The sequence below is a fragment of the Kitasatospora sp. NBC_00315 genome (genome assembly GCF_041435095.1).
Classification (GTDB): Bacteria; Actinomycetota; Actinomycetes; order Streptomycetales; family Streptomycetaceae; genus Kitasatospora.
The window spans coordinates 7,810,375-7,825,126 of the sequence record NZ_CP108025.1 but is presented as its reverse complement, the minus strand read 5'-3'; the positions used below and the strand labels follow the sequence as shown (position 1 = coordinate 7,825,126).

13 protein-coding genes are annotated in these 14,752 nt (G+C 74.1%); 5 read left to right on the top strand and 8 right to left on the bottom strand.

Annotated features, from left to right (window positions below; translation table 11 throughout):
- Positions 1-31: 31 nt before the first annotated feature.
- The 4 genes from OG823_RS32480 to OG823_RS32465 all read right to left on the bottom strand — a co-directional run bounded on the left by OG823_RS32480 (position 32) and on the right by OG823_RS32465 (position 4,065).
- Positions 32-448 carry a VOC family protein gene (locus OG823_RS32480; protein ID WP_371483836.1) on the bottom strand — a complete coding sequence of 139 codons (417 nt, stop codon included), beginning with the start codon at positions 446-448 and terminating at the stop codon, positions 32-34.
- Positions 449-481: 33 nt separating this feature from the next.
- Positions 482-832: a helix-turn-helix transcriptional regulator gene (locus OG823_RS32475; protein WP_371484736.1), complete on the bottom strand. Its 351-nt coding sequence runs from the start codon at positions 830-832 to the stop codon at positions 482-484.
- Positions 833-1,127: 295 nt separating this feature from the next.
- The gene (locus tag OG823_RS32470) at positions 1,128-3,533 is read right to left on the bottom strand and encodes an ATP-binding cassette domain-containing protein (protein WP_371483835.1); all 2,406 of its coding nucleotides are present in this window, start codon (positions 3,531-3,533) and stop codon (positions 1,128-1,130) included.
- A 175-nt stretch (positions 3,534-3,708) separates the two neighbouring features.
- Complete coding sequence (locus OG823_RS32465; RefSeq protein ID WP_371483834.1) at positions 3,709-4,065, bottom strand: VOC family protein; 357 nt, start codon at positions 4,063-4,065, stop codon at positions 3,709-3,711.
- Positions 4,066-4,584: 519 nt separating this feature from the next.
- Here OG823_RS32465 and OG823_RS32460 point away from each other — a divergent pair.
- Complete coding sequence (locus tag OG823_RS32460; protein ID WP_371483833.1) at positions 4,585-5,124, top strand: DUF4383 domain-containing protein; 540 nt, start codon at positions 4,585-4,587, stop codon at positions 5,122-5,124.
- 136 nt (positions 5,125-5,260) lie between these two features.
- On the opposite strand, the gene OG823_RS32455 is transcribed toward OG823_RS32460, so the two are convergent.
- Positions 5,261-6,526: an NAD(P)/FAD-dependent oxidoreductase gene (locus tag OG823_RS32455; protein ID WP_371483831.1), complete on the bottom strand. Its 1,266-nt coding sequence runs from the start codon at positions 6,524-6,526 to the stop codon at positions 5,261-5,263.
- A gap of 141 nt (positions 6,527-6,667) precedes the next feature.
- Positions 6,668-7,372: an SDR family NAD(P)-dependent oxidoreductase gene (locus tag OG823_RS32450; RefSeq protein WP_371483829.1), complete on the bottom strand. Its 705-nt coding sequence runs from the start codon at positions 7,370-7,372 to the stop codon at positions 6,668-6,670.
- A 201-nt stretch (positions 7,373-7,573) separates the two neighbouring features.
- Here OG823_RS32450 and OG823_RS32445 point away from each other — a divergent pair, with 201 nt between their 5' ends.
- The 4 genes from OG823_RS32445 to OG823_RS32430 all read left to right on the top strand — a co-directional run bounded on the left by OG823_RS32445 (position 7,574) and on the right by OG823_RS32430 (position 11,517).
- Positions 7,574-8,005 carry an SRPBCC family protein gene (locus OG823_RS32445; RefSeq protein ID WP_371483828.1) on the top strand — a complete coding sequence of 144 codons (432 nt, stop codon included), beginning with the start codon at positions 7,574-7,576 and terminating at the stop codon, positions 8,003-8,005.
- 191 nt (positions 8,006-8,196) lie between these two features.
- Positions 8,197-9,054, top strand: coding sequence for an oxygenase MpaB family protein (locus OG823_RS32440; protein WP_371483826.1), 858 nt, complete (start codon positions 8,197-8,199; stop codon positions 9,052-9,054).
- A gap of 688 nt (positions 9,055-9,742) precedes the next feature.
- The gene (locus OG823_RS32435; RefSeq protein WP_371483825.1) at positions 9,743-10,345 is read left to right on the top strand and encodes a hypothetical protein; all 603 of its coding nucleotides are present in this window, start codon (positions 9,743-9,745) and stop codon (positions 10,343-10,345) included.
- A gap of 14 nt (positions 10,346-10,359) precedes the next feature.
- Positions 10,360-11,517: a hypothetical protein gene (locus OG823_RS32430; RefSeq protein WP_371483824.1), complete on the top strand. Its 1,158-nt coding sequence runs from the start codon at positions 10,360-10,362 to the stop codon at positions 11,515-11,517.
- 112 nt (positions 11,518-11,629) lie between these two features.
- On the opposite strand, the gene OG823_RS32425 is transcribed toward OG823_RS32430, so the two are convergent.
- Together OG823_RS32425 and OG823_RS32420 are read right to left on the bottom strand one after the other, a co-directional pair.
- Positions 11,630-12,202, bottom strand: coding sequence for an RNA polymerase sigma factor (locus tag OG823_RS32425; RefSeq protein WP_371483822.1), 573 nt, complete (start codon positions 12,200-12,202; stop codon positions 11,630-11,632).
- A 192-nt stretch (positions 12,203-12,394) separates the two neighbouring features.
- Positions 12,395-14,584: a glycosyltransferase gene (locus OG823_RS32420; protein ID WP_371483821.1), complete on the bottom strand. Its 2,190-nt coding sequence runs from the start codon at positions 14,582-14,584 to the stop codon at positions 12,395-12,397.
- Positions 14,585-14,752 lie beyond the last annotated feature (168 nt).

Below are 14,752 nucleotides of genomic sequence, written 5' to 3'. Positions count from 1 at the left end.
GCGGCTCACTTGCGGGCGGACGGGCGGCCGCTCACCCGGCGAGCGGCTGGGTGAGGCGCAGCAGGTTGCCGAAGGGGTCGCGGAACCCGCAGTCGCGCACGCCGTAGGGCTGGTCCATCGGCTCCTGCAACACCTCGGCGCCGGCGGCACTGATCCGCTCGAAGGCGGCGTCGCAGTCGTCCGTGGCGAAGATGACACCCCGCAGCAGCCCCTTGGCCATCAGCTCCGCCATGGCCTGCTTGTCGGCGGGCGAGGCGTTCGGGTCGGCGACCGGTGGCTCCAGGACGATGTTCACGTCCGGCTGCGAGGGCGACCCGACGGTCACCCAGCGCATCCCCTCGAATCCGACGTCGTCGCGTACCTCCAGGCCGAGCACGTCTCGGTAGAAGGCGATCGCCGTGTCGTGGTCGTCGACGGCGATGAAGCACTGGGAGAGCCTGATGTCCATGCAGCCACGCTACGGCCGAGCGGCAGCGCGCGCTCACCCTTTCCTGACGGGCCGTGTGTGGATCTTGGCCATGCAGGCCGGGATGGCGGCGCCGTCCTCGTGGCCGCGGGCCCGGTAGGAGCTGGGGCTCTCGCCGACCAGTTCGGTGAAGCGCGTACTGAACGAGCCGAGCGAGGTGCACCCGACCGCGAAGCAGACCTCGGTCACCGAGAGGTCGCCCCGCCGCAGCAGCGCCTTGGCCCGCTCGATCCGGCGGGTCATCAGATAGCTGTACGGGGTGTCGCCGTACGCGGCCCGGAAGCTGCGGGAGAAGTGGCCCGGAGACATCAGCGCGTCCCGCGCCAGCGCCGGGACGTCGAGTGGCTCCGCGTACTCGCGGTCCATCCGGTCGCGGGCCCGCCGCAGCCGGACGAGGTCGTCAAGATTCTGCCGTCTCACCGGATCAGCTTCCCACAGCTCCCGGGACGCGCGCTGCGCGCCGACGATGCGGAACACGGCTCCTCCTGTCGTCACCCGTCCCACGTCGGCCGCGTCCCCGCCACCGCCGAGCGGGACGGGTCGACACGGACGGGCGGGACGGCTCGGGTCGAGACGGACGGGACCGCCGGCGGCGGACACCGGGGGCGGCTCGCGGCGGCCCGCGAAGCCGTCCCCTGCTGTCCGCCGGGCTCGGGCCCGGTCAGCCGCCGACGTACGCCGCCAGGTGTTCGCCGGTCAGCGTGGAGCGGCGGCCGACCAGCTCCCCGGGCGTGCCCTCGAAGACGATCCGGCCGCCGTCGTGGCCGGCGCCCGGGCCCAGGTCGATGATCCAGTCCGCGTGCGCCATGACCGCCTGGTGGTGCTCGACGACGACGACCGACTTGCCGGAGTCGACGATCCGGTCGAGCAGGCCGAGCAGCTGCTCGACATCGGCGAGATGCAGGCCCGTGGTCGGCTCGTCGAGGACGTAGACACCGCCCTTGTCGGCCAGGTGGGTGGCCAGCTTGAGCCGCTGCCGCTCGCCGCCGGACAGCGTGGTGAGCGGCTGGCCGATGGTGAGGTAGCCGAGCCCGACGTCGGCGAGCCGTTGGAGGATGCGGTGCGCCGCCGGCGTGTGCGCCTCTCCGGTGCCGAAGAACTCCTCGGCCTCGGCCACCGACATCGCGAGCACCTCGCTGATGTCGCGCCCGCCGAGGCGGTACTCCAGCACCGACGCCTCGAAGCGCTTGCCCTCGCACTCCTCGCAGACGGTCGCGACGCCGGCCATCATCGCCAGGTCCGTGTAGACGACCCCGGCGCCGTTGCAGGTCGGGCAGGCGCCCTCGGAGTTGGCGCTGAACAGCGCCGGCTTCACGTCGTTGGCCTTGGCGAACGCCTTGCGGATCGGGTCGAGCAGTCCGGTGTACGTCGCCGGGTTGCTGCGCCGCGAGCCGCGGATCGCGCTCTGGTCGACCGACACCACCCCCGCGCCGTCCACCCCCGGGCCCCTGACCAGCGACCCCTGTACGAGCGAGCTCTTTCCGGAACCGGCGACGCCGGTGACCACGACGAGCACCCCGAGCGGGACGTCGACGTCGACGCCGCGCAGGTTGTGCGTCGACGCGCCGCGGATCTCCAGCGTTCCGGTGGGCCTGCGTACCGTCTCCTTCAGCTTGGCCCGGTCGTCGAAGTGCCGGCCGGTGACGGTGTCACCGGCCCGCAGTCCCTCGACGGTTCCCTCGAAGCAGACGGTGCCGCCGGCCGTGCCGGCGCCGGGGCCGAGGTCGACGACGTGGTCGGCGATCGCGATCGTCTCCGGCTTGTGCTCCACGACGAGCACGGTGTTGCCCTTGTCCCGCAGCTGCAGCAGCAGGTCGTTCATCCGCTGGATGTCGTGGGGGTGCAGGCCCGTGGTGGGCTCGTCGAAGACGTAGGTGATGTCGGTGAGCGCCGATCCCAGCTGGCGGATCATCTTGACCCGCTGCGCCTCGCCGCCCGACAGGGTGCCGGAGGCGCGGTCCAGCGATAGGTAGCCGAGGCCGATCTCCACGAAGGAGTCGAGGCTCTGCCGGAGCGAGGCGAGCAACGGCGCCACCGACGGCTCCTCCAGGCCCCGGACCCAGGCCGCGAGGTCCCTGATCTCCATCGCGCAGGCGTCCGCGATGGAGATCCGCCCGATCTTGGACGCCCTGGCCCCCTCGCTGAGCCGGGTGCCCTCGCACTCCGGGCAGGTGGTGAAGGTGACCGCCCGCTCCACGAACGCCCGGATGTGCGGCTGCAGCGCCTCCTTGTCCTTGGACAGGAAGGACTTCTGGATCTTCGGGATCAGCCCCTCGTAGGTGAGGTTGACGCCCTCGACCTTCACCTTGGTCGGCTCCCGGTACAGGAAGTCCTGCATCTCCTTCTTGCTGTAGTCGCGGATCGGCTTGTCCGGGTCGAGGAGGCCCGACTCCGCGTAGACCCGCACCGTCCAGAAGCTGTCCGACTTCCAGCCGGGGATGGTGAAGGCACCCTCGGCGAGCGACTTGGAGTCGTCGTAGAGCTGGGTGAGGTCGATGTCGGAGACGGCGCCCCGGCCCTCGCAGCGCGTGCACATGCCGCCGGTGCGGCTGAAGGTCGCCTTGACCGCCTTCTTGGCGCCGCGCTCGACGGTGATCGCACCGCTCGCCCGGACCGAGGGGACGTTGAAGGCGTACGCGCCCGGCGGACCGATGTGCGGCTTGCCGAGCCGGCTGAAGAGGATGCGCAGCATCGCGTTGGCGTCGGTGGCGGTGCCGACCGTCGAACGGGGGTCGGCGCCCATCCGCTGCTGGTCGACGGTGATCACGGTGGTCAGTCCTTCGAGGACGTCCACCTCGGGCCGGGCCATCGCCGGCATGAAGCCCTGGACGAAGGCGCTGTAGGTCTCGTTGATCAGCCGCTGCGACTCCGCGGCGATCGTGTTGAACACCAGCGAACTCTTGCCCGAGCCGGAGACACCGGTGAACACGGTCAGGCGGCGCTTGGGAATCGCGACGCTGACGTCCTTGAGGTTGTTCACCCGGGCGCCGTGCACACGGATCAGATCGTGGCCGTCACCCACGTGCGGCGCAGGCGACCGCGTGTCCGTCCTCGGGGCCTTGCTCATCGTGTCTCCATCTGTCGGACGGAGCCGCGTGCGCGGTCTCCGTCGGCATCGCCTGGCCCGATCCAACCATCTTCGACCCGCTGATCCTCCCGATCCTCTGCACCGGCCCAGCCGAGCGAGGGCCGGCGGCCGGCGGCACGGGGCCGGACCGGCCGCCGCGCGGGCGGGGCGGTGCTCACTGGTCCTGGAGCAGCCCGAGGACGTTGCCGTCGAGGTCCGTCACGGTCGCCACCAGGCGGCCGCCGCCCACGTCGTGCGCGGGCTCCTGGACGGTGGCGCCCGCGGCGACGACCTCCGCCAGCTTCGCCTCGATGTCCGGCACGTGCCAGTAGGCCACCGGCCCGGCCGGGCTCTGCGGTCCGCCGGCCGGTACCAGCCCGATCTGCTGCCCGGCGGCCTCGAAACCGACGTAGTAGGACTCGTCGGTCTGCGGCGCCACGCCGAGCAGGGCGGCGTACACCCCCTTGGCCTTCGCCAGGTCGGAGACGGGATGCAGGACGGTCTTGATTCCCTGGGTGGCAGAGTCGGTCATGGTCACTCCTCAAGTGGTGGTCCGGACGTGATCGTCCGGGCGTGATCGTCCGGTTCGGAGACGCTTCGACGTCGGTTCGAAGACGGTTCGACGACGGAACGCGGGCCTGGAAGGCGACGGCGCGACAGGCCCGGAGGGCGATCTCGGCGCCGACCGCTTCGGCCTTCGTCCATGGCGTTCACGCTAGCGGCGGCCCCCGGTCCGCGCTTCTCGATTCCTGACCGGTCCGGGCGGCACCGAGCCGACGGCGGCGAGCCGACGGCGGCGAGCCGAACGGCTGCGAGCACCCGGAGGCAGACCTGTCGGCCGGACCGCCACCGGCAGAGCCTGTCGGTGGACGGCGGGTCGGTCGGGTCGCGTTCGGGTCGGGTCGCGTTCGGGTCGGGTCGCGTTCGGGTCGACTCGGGTCGAGTCGGGTGAACGGTGCGAGAGCGATGCGAGTGGGGGCGCGGCACGGCACGGGACACGATGGCGGAGCGCGGGAACACGCCCGCCGGACCTTCGGAACGGAGCACGGCCATGGACTTTCGCGACGAACTCCCGGTCGACCACCGGCTCGCCCGGGTCTACCGCGTCGGTGCGGGCCTCTGCGGCGCAGCCCTGCTGGTCTTCGGCTGTCTCGGCCTCACCGACGGTCTCGCGTACTTCAGCACCCACGGCGAGCGGATCGCCGGGCTGTCCAGCAACGGACTGCTGAGCCTGATCTCCATCGTCTTCGCGGTCGTCCTGATCGCCGGCGCGGTGATCGGCGGGAACGTGGCCTCGACCGTGAACATCGTGGTCGGCACCCTGTTCGTCCTCAGCGGCTTCGTCAACCTCGCGCTGCTGGACTCCGGCGCCAACTTCCTCGCCTTCGGCATGTCGAACGTCGTCTTCAGCTTCGTGACCGGCCTGGTGATCGCGACCTTCGGGATGTACGGCCGGGTCAGCAGCAAGCTCCCGCACGACAACCCCTACTGGCAGCGCCGCCACCCGCAGCCCGGCGCCAGCGAGGCGCGGCGTCCGGTGGCGATCACGCCCCGGCCCGCCGGGACGGGGCTCGGCCGGACCTCCCTCTGACCCGGCGGCCCGCAGGGGACCGCACTCGACCGCAGCCGACCGCATCCACACCCGCACCCGACCGACCCGACCGACACGACCGCCACCCACGACCGACCGACCGGGCCGCCACGACCACCGTGGCGGCCCGGCCCGGCTACCGCGCGGCTGCTTCCGCCCGGACCCTGGCGTCCCAGTCGGTCAGCACCTCACGGGCTGCCCGGGCGCCCGAGGCCAGCGCCCCCTGGACCGATCCGGTGGCGCGGTGGTCGCCGCAGACGTAGCGGCCGACGCCTGCCCTGGTGCTCCGGCTGAGCGGGTGCGGCGCCGGCATCGCGGGAAGCGCGGCAGGGATCCGGTAGTCGGCCAGGTGCTCCCAGTCGGCGGTGTCCGTCTCGTACAACTCGGCCAGCCGACCCCGGACCACCGCCTCGTCCGGGCCGTCCGCCCCGGCCCCGAGGACGGAGGTCGACACCAGCGACCGGCCGTCACCGGAGCAGCCCGGGACGACCTCCGAGAGCACCACGCTGTTCAGCAGCACCCGGTCGGAGTCCACCAGCAGGGTCGGCTCGCGCAGCGGACTGGCCGGGGCCGCGTGGTAGAGCGTGGTCACCGCCCGCGTCGCCGGAACCTCCAGGGCCGGCAGCAGGCGCCCCGCCTCGGCCGGCTCGGTGGCGACCACGACGACCGGCGCGGCGTGCTCCGTTCCGTCCGCCAGCCGGACGCCCCCGTCGGTCAGGTCCGCCACCCGCGTCTCCAACCGCACGGCGCCGGGTGGCAGCCGCCCCGCCAACTGGGCCGGCACCGCCCCGATGCCCTCGGCCGGGAGGCAGAGCGTCCCGCGCAGCATGCTGCGCCAGACCAGGTGGAACATCCGGCTGGACGTCTCCAGGTCGTCCTCCAGGAACACTCCGGCCAGGAACGGCCGCAGCACCGAGTCCACCGTCCCGGCGGAGAAGGCGGCCGCCAGCGCGCGGGCCGCCGTGACGTCCGCGCCATGGCGCAGTACGGCGGCGGGCAGCACCATGTCACGTGCGCTCAGCAGGCCGAGGGCGATCATGTCGCGGGCCGGAGCCAGCCGCCCGGGGAGCAGATCCGCCGCCAGGTCCGGCCGGCGGGTGGGGTCGGCGAAGCGGAACCGGCCGCGCTTCCCGGCCAGGACGAAGCCCGGCGTGAACGGCCGTAGCCGCAGTGCCCGGAGGTCGATCCGCCGCCGTACCTGGGGGTACGCGGTGTTGAACACCTGGAACCCCCGGTCGAGCCGGAACCCCCGCACCAGGTCGGTCCGCATCCGGCCACCGACCGCGTCCGAGCCCTCCAGCACCCGGACCCGCAGGCCCTCCGCCGTCAGATCCTGTGCGCAGGCCAGGCCGGCGAGACCGGCCCCGACCACGATGACGTCCACGTCTGTCTGGGGCCGCACCGGGCCCTCCTGTCCTGTAGGGGTACTGAAAGCCTGCGTGTCGCCGGGGAGCCCGCGTGTCGCCGAGGAGGGGGGAGACCGGCGGGAAAGCCGGCGGGAAGACCCGCGGGAAAGCCGGCTGGAAGACCGGCGGCGCGCGGGTCACCGCGAGAGCAGCGGCCCGCCGCCGGGGGCGCCGGCCTCCAGCCGGGCAGCGCCCGTGCGGAGGCCGTCGAGCAGGGCGGCCAGGTAGGCCGGGAGATCCGCCCCCGCGGGCAGTCGCGGGGCCTGCCCCGCCACCGCCCGGCCGGCGAAACCGGTGTCCAGATGCGGAAGGCGCGCGTCGAGCACGGTGATCCGGTGCCGTCGCTGCTCCAGCCGGACGGCGTCCAGCCAGGCCGCCAGTGCGGCCTTGGACGCTCCGTACCCGGCCATCCCGGCGGTCGGCGTGCTGACCACGGCTCCGGTCACGGCCGCCAGCGCGCCGCCGGGCGGCAGTACCGCGAGAGCGCCGCGCAGGACGGCGACGGGCGCGAGGGCGTTCACCGTGAGCAGGTGCTCGTCCACGGCGTCGGAGCACTCCTCGGCCCGGCCGAAGGCGACCGTGCCGAAGGCGGTCACCACGGCGTCGAGACCGCCCAGGGCGGCCGCCGCACGGCTCGCCAGGGCGGCGCAGCCGTCCAGGTCGTACGCGTCGAACCGCAGTCCCGGGCCCGCGCCGACGGCGGCCGCCACGGCCGCCAGCCGTGCGGGGTCGCGACCGGCCACCGCCGTCCGGGCGCCGCGCTCGGCGGCCAGCGCGGTGAGCGCCCCGCCGATCACTCCGGTGGCGCCCACCACGAGCAGGCGCAGTCCAGCGATCTCCATGGCTCAGTGATAGCCGCTCCCGCAGGTCGTGGCCCGCAGCCACGCGCGCGGACGCACCCCCGGGTCGAGCGGGGTCCGTCCGGAGGACCCTGATCGGGTGACCCGCCCGATCAGGACCAATCCGGGGCGGTGGCGGCGCCGAAGGCCTGGTAGGGCCGGGTCTCGCCCGGTGGTGGTGGAACGACGAGAGGACGGCCGGACATGGTCGCGGTACGGCGGAGCTTCACGGTGGACCGTCCGGTGGAAGCGGTGCTCGGCTACCTCGCGGATTTCGGGAACACCCGGGAGTGGGATCCCGGCACCGAGAGCTGCACCCGGCTGGACGAGGGGCCGATCCGGGTCGGCTCGCGCTGGCACAACGTGTCGCGGTTCCGGGGACGGACCACCGAGCTCTCCTACCGCCTGGTGCGCCACGAGCCGGCCAGGCTGACCTTCGTCGGCGAGAACCGCACCGTGACGGCGACCGACGACATCACCCTGAGCGCCCGGGGCGACCGCACCGAGATCGTGTACGACGCCCGGCTGAGGTTCAAGGGGGTCGCCAGGCTGGTCGCGCCCCTCCTGAAGGGCGAGTTCGAGCGCCTCGCGGACGGCGTCGAGCGGACCCTCCCCGCGGTGCTCGGCGCGAGCTGAACGCCGGAGCCACCGGACGGCTCGACGACGGACGGCGGACGGCAGACGGCAGACGGCAGACGGCGACCGAGCAAGCGCTGCGGGAGCGCTGCGCACCCCGTGCGGCAGCCGACGGCGGGATGCTGGAGAGCGACCGGGGTCGGGCCCCGGCCCGGCGCGCCTTCGCGCCGTCACGACCGTGGGAGGCAGTCATGGACGACCCCGCCGGATTCGGGCGGCCGGAGATCCCCGACGGGGGCCTGTTCGACCCGCGGTCGGTCTCCTGGCGGGTGCACGGCGACCCGGCGATGGCCCTGGCCGGCCTGCGGGCTCTCTTTCTCCAGGCCCTGCACCCGCTGGCCATGGCCGGGGTCGCCGAGCACTCGGCCTTCCGCGAGGACCCGTGGGGGCGCCTGTACCGGACGGCCTTCTTCATCGGCGCGGTGACGTACGGGACGGGCGAGGAGGCCCGGCAGGTGGTGGACCGGGTCCGCCGGGTGCACGGCAGGGTGCACGGAACCGACCCGGTGACCGGCCGGGCGTACCGGGCCGACGACCCGGAACTGCTGGTGTGGGTGCACTGCAGCGAGGTCGACTCGTTCCTGGAGGTGGCCCGGCGCTCCGGGCTGCGGCTGTCGGATGCGGAGGCCGACGCGTACCTCCGGGAACAGGCCGCGGTGGCCCGGCTGGTCGGTGTCCCGGAGGACTTCCCCGTACCTGACACGTCGGCCGGGCTGGCGGCCTACTTCCGCCGGGTGCGCCCGGATCTGCTGGTCACCCCGGCCGCCCGGGACGCGGTCAGGTTCGCCTTCCTCCCGCCGCTTCCGGCCTGGGCCCGATGGACGACACCCGCGCGGCCGGCCTGGTGCGGGGTGGCCGGGCTCGCCTTCGCGCTGCTGCCCGCCTGGGCGCGCCGGATGTACGGGCTGCCGGGCCTGTCCGTGACCGATCTGGCGGCCACCGCGGAGGCGCGGGCGCTGCGCTCGGTCCTGCTCAGGCTGCCGCGCGGCTGGCGCGAGGGGCCGCACCTGGTCGCGGCCCGGGAGCGGTGGCCGGTGCTGCCGGGCTGACGTGCCCGTCCCGCTGGACCCCGTCACCGGCGGACGACTTCGGCGACCCGCTCGGCGCCGAGGACGACCTCGGTCGGCGTGCCGGCCGTGGCGGTATCCACGATCGGTGGGTACCGGCTGCGGGAACGGCGGCACGGCGTCGATTCGGCGGCCGGCCGCGTCGGCGAGGACCTCGCGCAGCAGCACGGGGCCGATGTGCACGATGCGGTACGCGATCTGCGCGGGCGCGGTGGCTCTCGGCGTGCTCGCCGTACCCGACCTTCCGGACGTGCGGTGGAGCGCGTTGTCCGCGGGGTTCTGGTTGAACGTGGTCTGTCCGGCCGTGGGCGCCGCCGCCGCCAACCTCCACTACTACCGGGGCGTGGCGGCCGTCGGCCCTGCGTCGGCCTCCCTACCGAGAAAGTACGGACCGGGCTCCCGGGTGGTCGGGCGAGGTGTCCGACGCCTCCACTCCTCCACCGGGGAGCCCGGTGGTCGCCTGTCCCTCCGCACCGGATCCGCCGCACGCGCCCGGTGAGCGGGTCACCGTGCCCGAGGCTGAAAAGGCCCATACCTTCCAACCTGCCCTGAATCGGTAAAAGTCGTGCGAGAAAAGGGACTTGACCTCCCATTCGATGTACTCCAGGCTTTGCTTGGCGGTGATCATTCAATCTCCGCGGAGCTTCATCCACGCTCAAGGGAGTGTCCGTTGCCTCGCTCGCACCGGATAGTGGTCGCCTTCGCGGCGGCCGCTGTCATGCTTGCGCCCATCGCGGCGCAGGCGCAGTCCATCGACAACATGTACCCGACCGGGAACTACCACCCGTCCTGCTACGACGGCAGCCTCTCCCACGGCCACTTCTGCCAGACCGACAATGCCGACCTGACGGTCTACATGCAGGGGTCCCTCAGCGCCGCTGCGAAGAGCACCGTCAAGTCGGCGCTCAGCTCGTACTACAGCCCCACCGACCTGGCCGTCTCCGTCAAGTCCTCGGGCGTCTACACCGGTTCGTCGGAGACCGACATCATCTACCAGTCCGGCACGCTGTCGGACGCCTACATCGGCATGACCTGGTGCGACGACGCGGTGACCGGCACCAAGTGCGACCAGCACTACATCCGCTTCAACAAGGACTACGGCATCAACAAGTCCGACGCCTGCCACGAGACCGGCCACGCCGTCGGCCTCACCCACGGCGACGACGCCTCCCCGCGGGTGAGCCCGAACAACACGATCGTCGGCTGCATGACCGAGATCGACACCTACTACCTCGGTGCCAACAACAGGGCCGAAATCAACGCGACGTACTGATGGGGACCACGGACATGACCACTCGCCGCCGCATCGCCGCCGCCCTCGCCGTCACCGCCGCGAGCACGGCCGTCGCCGTGACCCTCGGCGCCGGCCCGGGCTCCCACCACTCCCCCGCGGCCTCCTCCACCGCCTCCGGCCCCCGGGTCATCCTGGCCCACGCCAAGGAGCGGCTCCCCTCCGACACCCCCCAGGACTGGGTCTCCTACGGTGACCACACCGTCATCGCGACGGTCACCTCCGAGGCCGCCGACACACCGTCGGCCGAGGAGCAGGCCTCCGGGGAGGGCTACGTCAGCCGGACGGTCACCGCGACCGTCCAACAGACCCTCTGGGACCGCAGCGGGGCTCCCGCACTGCCCAGCGGCCTGACCCTCACCGTGGACGGCTGGGCCTTCGCCGGCTCGGTCCGGACCCCGATCTCGACCGAGGGCTCGCGGCTGGAGGTCGGCCACACCTACCTGCTCACCCTCGCCCGCTTCGCCGACGGCGACTGGGCCCCCATCGGCGGCGGCGCGCGCCTGCCGTACGACAACAACACGGTCGGAAACGGCGAGTACGAGGGAACCCTGGTCACCCCGGACTCGCTCAAGCAGATCGCCGCCTCCGGCACCAACTCCACCGACGCCGACTCCGGCGCCGACGCGTCCGCCGACACCGCCCCGGCCACGGTGTTCGACAACGTGGCCGGACAGAGCGGCCCCTCCGTGGTCACGCTGCTCACCCGGACCTCCCCCGACCCGCTGGCCCAGCAGAACTTCGCGCTGGACCCGGTGGCCCGCCGCGCCGCGGTCGTGGGAACGACCGCGCCGCAGGACACCTACTGCTCGCTGGCCGCACCGCTCGACCAGTCCGCCGGCAGTGTCCTGACCACGGCCGAACTCGGCAGCCTGCTGCAGGAGGTCGCGGCGAAGGCGACCGGCAGTGCCGCGAGCTACGCGACCACCCTCGCCGCCTACGACAACGGCGACACCACGATCACCGCGGCCCAGGCCACCGCCGCCAAGAACTACCTGACGACGGACCTGCGCACTGCCTGCGGACTGACCGTCTCGCTCGACCCGGCCCCCGTCGCGTCGCCCAGCCCGTCGGCGAGCGCGACCACCACTGCGCCGAGCTCGTCGCCCAGCCCGACCGGGGGCGGCAACACCCCGCCGCACACCACCGGCTGACGGAACGCGGCCCACGCACCGGACGACCCGTCACGACGCCATCATCACGGCCACGCAGCGCCGTGCAGCCGTCCGGTGCACCGGTCAACACGAAGCAGGCGACCCCTGGTCGTCACACCCGCTCGGCGGGGTGCTCGGCGATCCGCCGCCGGAGCTGTTCCAGGCCGCGCCGGAGGTGGCTCTTGACGGTGCCGAGCGGCAGCCCCGTGCGCTCGGCCACCTGATCGTGTGTCAGGTCGCCGTAGTAGACGAGTCGGATCACCGTGCCCTGGAGCGCGGTGAGTCCGGCCAGTTCGCGCTCCAACAGGACCCGGTCGACGACCAGGGCCGGTTCGTCGCGCCGCTCGGCCCGCACGGCCCGCGCGTCGAGCAGGTCGAGCAGCCTGCGCCGCCGGGCCCTGGCCGCGAGGGCGTCGGCCGCCTTGTGCCGGGCGATGCCGTTCAGCCAGGCCGCGGTGCTGCCGCGGTCGGCGCGCCACCGGTGCCGGCCCTGCCATACGGCCAGAAGCACCTGCTGGGTGACGTCCTCGGCCTCGCCGGCGTCCCCGAGCAACCGCAGGGCGACCTGTCGGACCAGGCGCTCGCAGGCCCGCAGGTCGGGGAACGACTCGGCGTCGGCCGAGGGCGCCGCGGCCCGGGCCGGCCTGACCCCCAGGGACAGCAGCGGTGTCGCCGCCGGTGCCATGACGGTGCTCCTCTCACGGGTCGGGGCCGCGCGCGAGCGCCGGCACGCCGGTGCCGGGACCGCCACGGGGATCCACCCGCCACGCTGGCCGAGTCACCGCCGGAGGGCTACTCGCAGCGATTGCGCACCGCTTCGTCCGCCGGCCGCTGCGGCCGCTCCTGCGGCTCCTATGGCTCCTGTGGCTCCGGGCGCTCAGGCCCGCTCCGGCCGCACGGACGGCTCCCGAACGCGGTACTCGGCGGCCAAGGCGGTCGCCATGGCGGCGACCGAGAAGTCCCGGCGGACGGTCTCCCGGCCACGCGCCGCGAGCCTCGCCAGCTCCTCCCGGGGCACCGCCGACAGGGTCCGGAGACCGGCCGCGAGAGTCGCGGCCGAGGTGGTGTCGAGCAGAAAACCGTTCTCGCCGTGCCGCAGGTAGTGCGGCACCCCGCCGCGCCGCGGACCGGCCGCCGGAAGGCCCGCGCTCATCGCCTCCAGCACCGCGATGCCGAACTCCTCCTTGGCGCTCGGGCACACGTACACGGCGCCGCCGGGCCGAGCCGTCCCGGCCAGGGCGTGCTCCAGCAGCCGGACGTCCCGGTTGGCCAGCGCGGGCCGGAGCGCCACTCGGCGCCGGGCCCGCGGGAGCCCGGCGAGGAGTTTCTCGATCCGAGCCCGCATCTCACGCTCCACCGCGGTCGGGTTCTCCGCCGAGCCGCCGATCAGCAGCAGCGTTCCGCTTCGGTCCAACCCTGCCTCCAGCCATGCCTCGACCAGGACGTCCTGCTGCTTGACGGGATGGAGCCGGCCCACGCAGAGCATCAGCGGGAGCGCCCGGTCGACGCCGTCCAACCGGTCCGGGCAGCGGACCGGACCCTCCTCCCGGACCTCGGGGCCGCCCGGCCCCGTCCCGCTGCCGAAGAGCCCGGTGAGCAGGGCCCGACGGCGGCGGCCGTCACCGGATTCGGGGCGCAGAGGCGCGATCCCCTCGGGCGGCGCGGCCGGCGGCCGGGTGCGGTGTTCCGGCCCGAGCTGCGGGAAGTGCCGGACCAGCCCGGGTGCCGCACCCTCGCGACCGGCGATGGCGACCACGGTGTCGGCCCGCTCGACCAGGCGGTCGGCGACGAAGATCCGGTGCAGGTCCTCGCGGAGCGCCGGTCCGAGCGCGGGATCCGGTTGCGGCGCCAGTCCGGCGTAGCGCTCCCGGACGGTCCGGTGCGGATCCGGCGTGACGGTGAACACCAGCCGGGCGCCGATCCGCCCGGCCGCTTCGGCGACGGCGAGCGAGCCGTCGTCGGCGTACCGGACGTGCACCACGTCCACCGGCCGCCCGAGCCCGCGCAGCAGCAGTGCGGCCCACCAGGCGAGTGCGGCGCGGTGTGCTGCGACGGTCCGCGGCGCGGGCGGCTCGTCCCCGTCGACGGGCAGCCGCAGCACCCAGTGGTCCGGAGTGCGGCGGTCGAGCAGCGGTAGGCCGGTCGCGAGCTCGGGACCGGCGGCCGTCACCAGGGTCAGGACCCGGGCCACCCCGTCCGTGCACGCGAGCGCGTCGCCGAGGCCGCCGAGCAGCACGCTCAGGCCGCCGCTCAGGCCCTGGCCCGGAGCGTCCAGCCGGCCGAGCAGCATCGACTGCGCGACCACCAGGCCGGGCCGCTCCGCTCCCCGCGGCACCGGGAACGCCGTGCGGAACGCGGATCCCGGGCCGTCATCCGCCCCGGCCCGCCGTCGGGCCGCGGCCAGCAGCAGCCGCTCGTACGGGTCCACCCCGGCCGGGCCGGGCGCGGGCAGCAGCCGTTCACCCCCGGGCAGGCCGGACAGGTAGCGCCAGGCCGCGTGGCGGGCGGGCCGCCCGGCCGCCGTCCACACCGCCGCCTCGGCCGGGCGCAGTGGCCGCAGGCCGTGCGCGTCGGCCAGGTCGAGCAGGAACGCGGCCTCGGCGGGCGAGGCTGCCAGCAGACGGCTTCGCAGTGCCGCCGTGCCGCGCCCGCGACCCGGGCCCGCGACGGCGAGCGCCCAGGCCTCGGCGAGGGCGGTCTGCTGCTCGGCGCTCCCGGGCACCCGGCCCGCGCCCGGCTGGGCCGGCCACGCGAGCAGGTGCGCCGGCGCCGGTGGGCGCCCCTCCCGGCAGGCCCGCCGCAGCTCCGCCGTCCACCGGTCGGCGGCCGGAAGCTCCGCCCGGCCGGGGCCGCCCGGGCCGTACTCGGCCCGGGCGAGCAGGGTCAGCAGATCACCGCCCGGGTCCACCGGGAGGTCCGATCGATCGCGCCGCGGGTGGTCCGGCCGCCCGCACCAGAAGGTCTGCCGCAGCCGGACCAGCGGGTCCTCCTCCGCCCCTGACCGGGCGGCGAGCGGCGACGGCGGGCGGTCGTCGACGGCTTCGCCCGGGTCGACGGCGGGTTCCATGGCGAGCCTCCGGGCTGTCGTCGAGCGGGCGCCGACGGATGCGCGGCGCCCACTTCTCCTTCGGAGCCACCCGTACGAACGGATGCGGTCGGCGCCGCGCGAATTCGATCCGCCGCGGGAATTCGATCCGGCGCGGACTCGATCGGGCACGCGAAGTGGGCCGGGCGC

What these genes read in the sequence shown, in the direction of transcription:
- OG823_RS32480 (WP_371483836.1), bottom strand. Translation starts at nt 448, where the DNA reads ATGGACATCAGGCTCTCCCAGTGCTTCATCGCCGTCGACGACCACGAC.
- OG823_RS32475 (WP_371484736.1), bottom strand. Translation starts at nt 832, where the DNA reads ATGGACCGCGAGTACGCGGAGCCACTCGACGTCCCGGCGCTGGCGCGG.
- OG823_RS32470 (WP_371483835.1), bottom strand. Translation starts at nt 3,533, where the DNA reads ATGAGCAAGGCCCCGAGGACGGACACGCGGTCGCCTGCGCCGCACGTG.
- OG823_RS32465 (WP_371483834.1), bottom strand. Translation starts at nt 4,065, where the DNA reads ATGACCGACTCTGCCACCCAGGGAATCAAGACCGTCCTGCATCCCGTC.
- OG823_RS32460 (WP_371483833.1), top strand. Translation starts at nt 4,585, where the DNA reads ATGGACTTTCGCGACGAACTCCCGGTCGACCACCGGCTCGCCCGGGTC.
- OG823_RS32450 (WP_371483829.1), bottom strand. Translation starts at nt 7,372, where the DNA reads ATGGAGATCGCTGGACTGCGCCTGCTCGTGGTGGGCGCCACCGGAGTG.
- OG823_RS32445 (WP_371483828.1), top strand. Translation starts at nt 7,574, where the DNA reads ATGGTCGCGGTACGGCGGAGCTTCACGGTGGACCGTCCGGTGGAAGCG.
- OG823_RS32440 (WP_371483826.1), top strand. Translation starts at nt 8,197, where the DNA reads ATGGACGACCCCGCCGGATTCGGGCGGCCGGAGATCCCCGACGGGGGC.
- OG823_RS32430 (WP_371483824.1), top strand. Translation starts at nt 10,360, where the DNA reads ATGACCACTCGCCGCCGCATCGCCGCCGCCCTCGCCGTCACCGCCGCG.
- OG823_RS32425 (WP_371483822.1), bottom strand. Translation starts at nt 12,202, where the DNA reads ATGGCACCGGCGGCGACACCGCTGCTGTCCCTGGGGGTCAGGCCGGCC.
- OG823_RS32420 (WP_371483821.1), bottom strand. Translation starts at nt 14,584, where the DNA reads ATGGAACCCGCCGTCGACCCGGGCGAAGCCGTCGACGACCGCCCGCCG.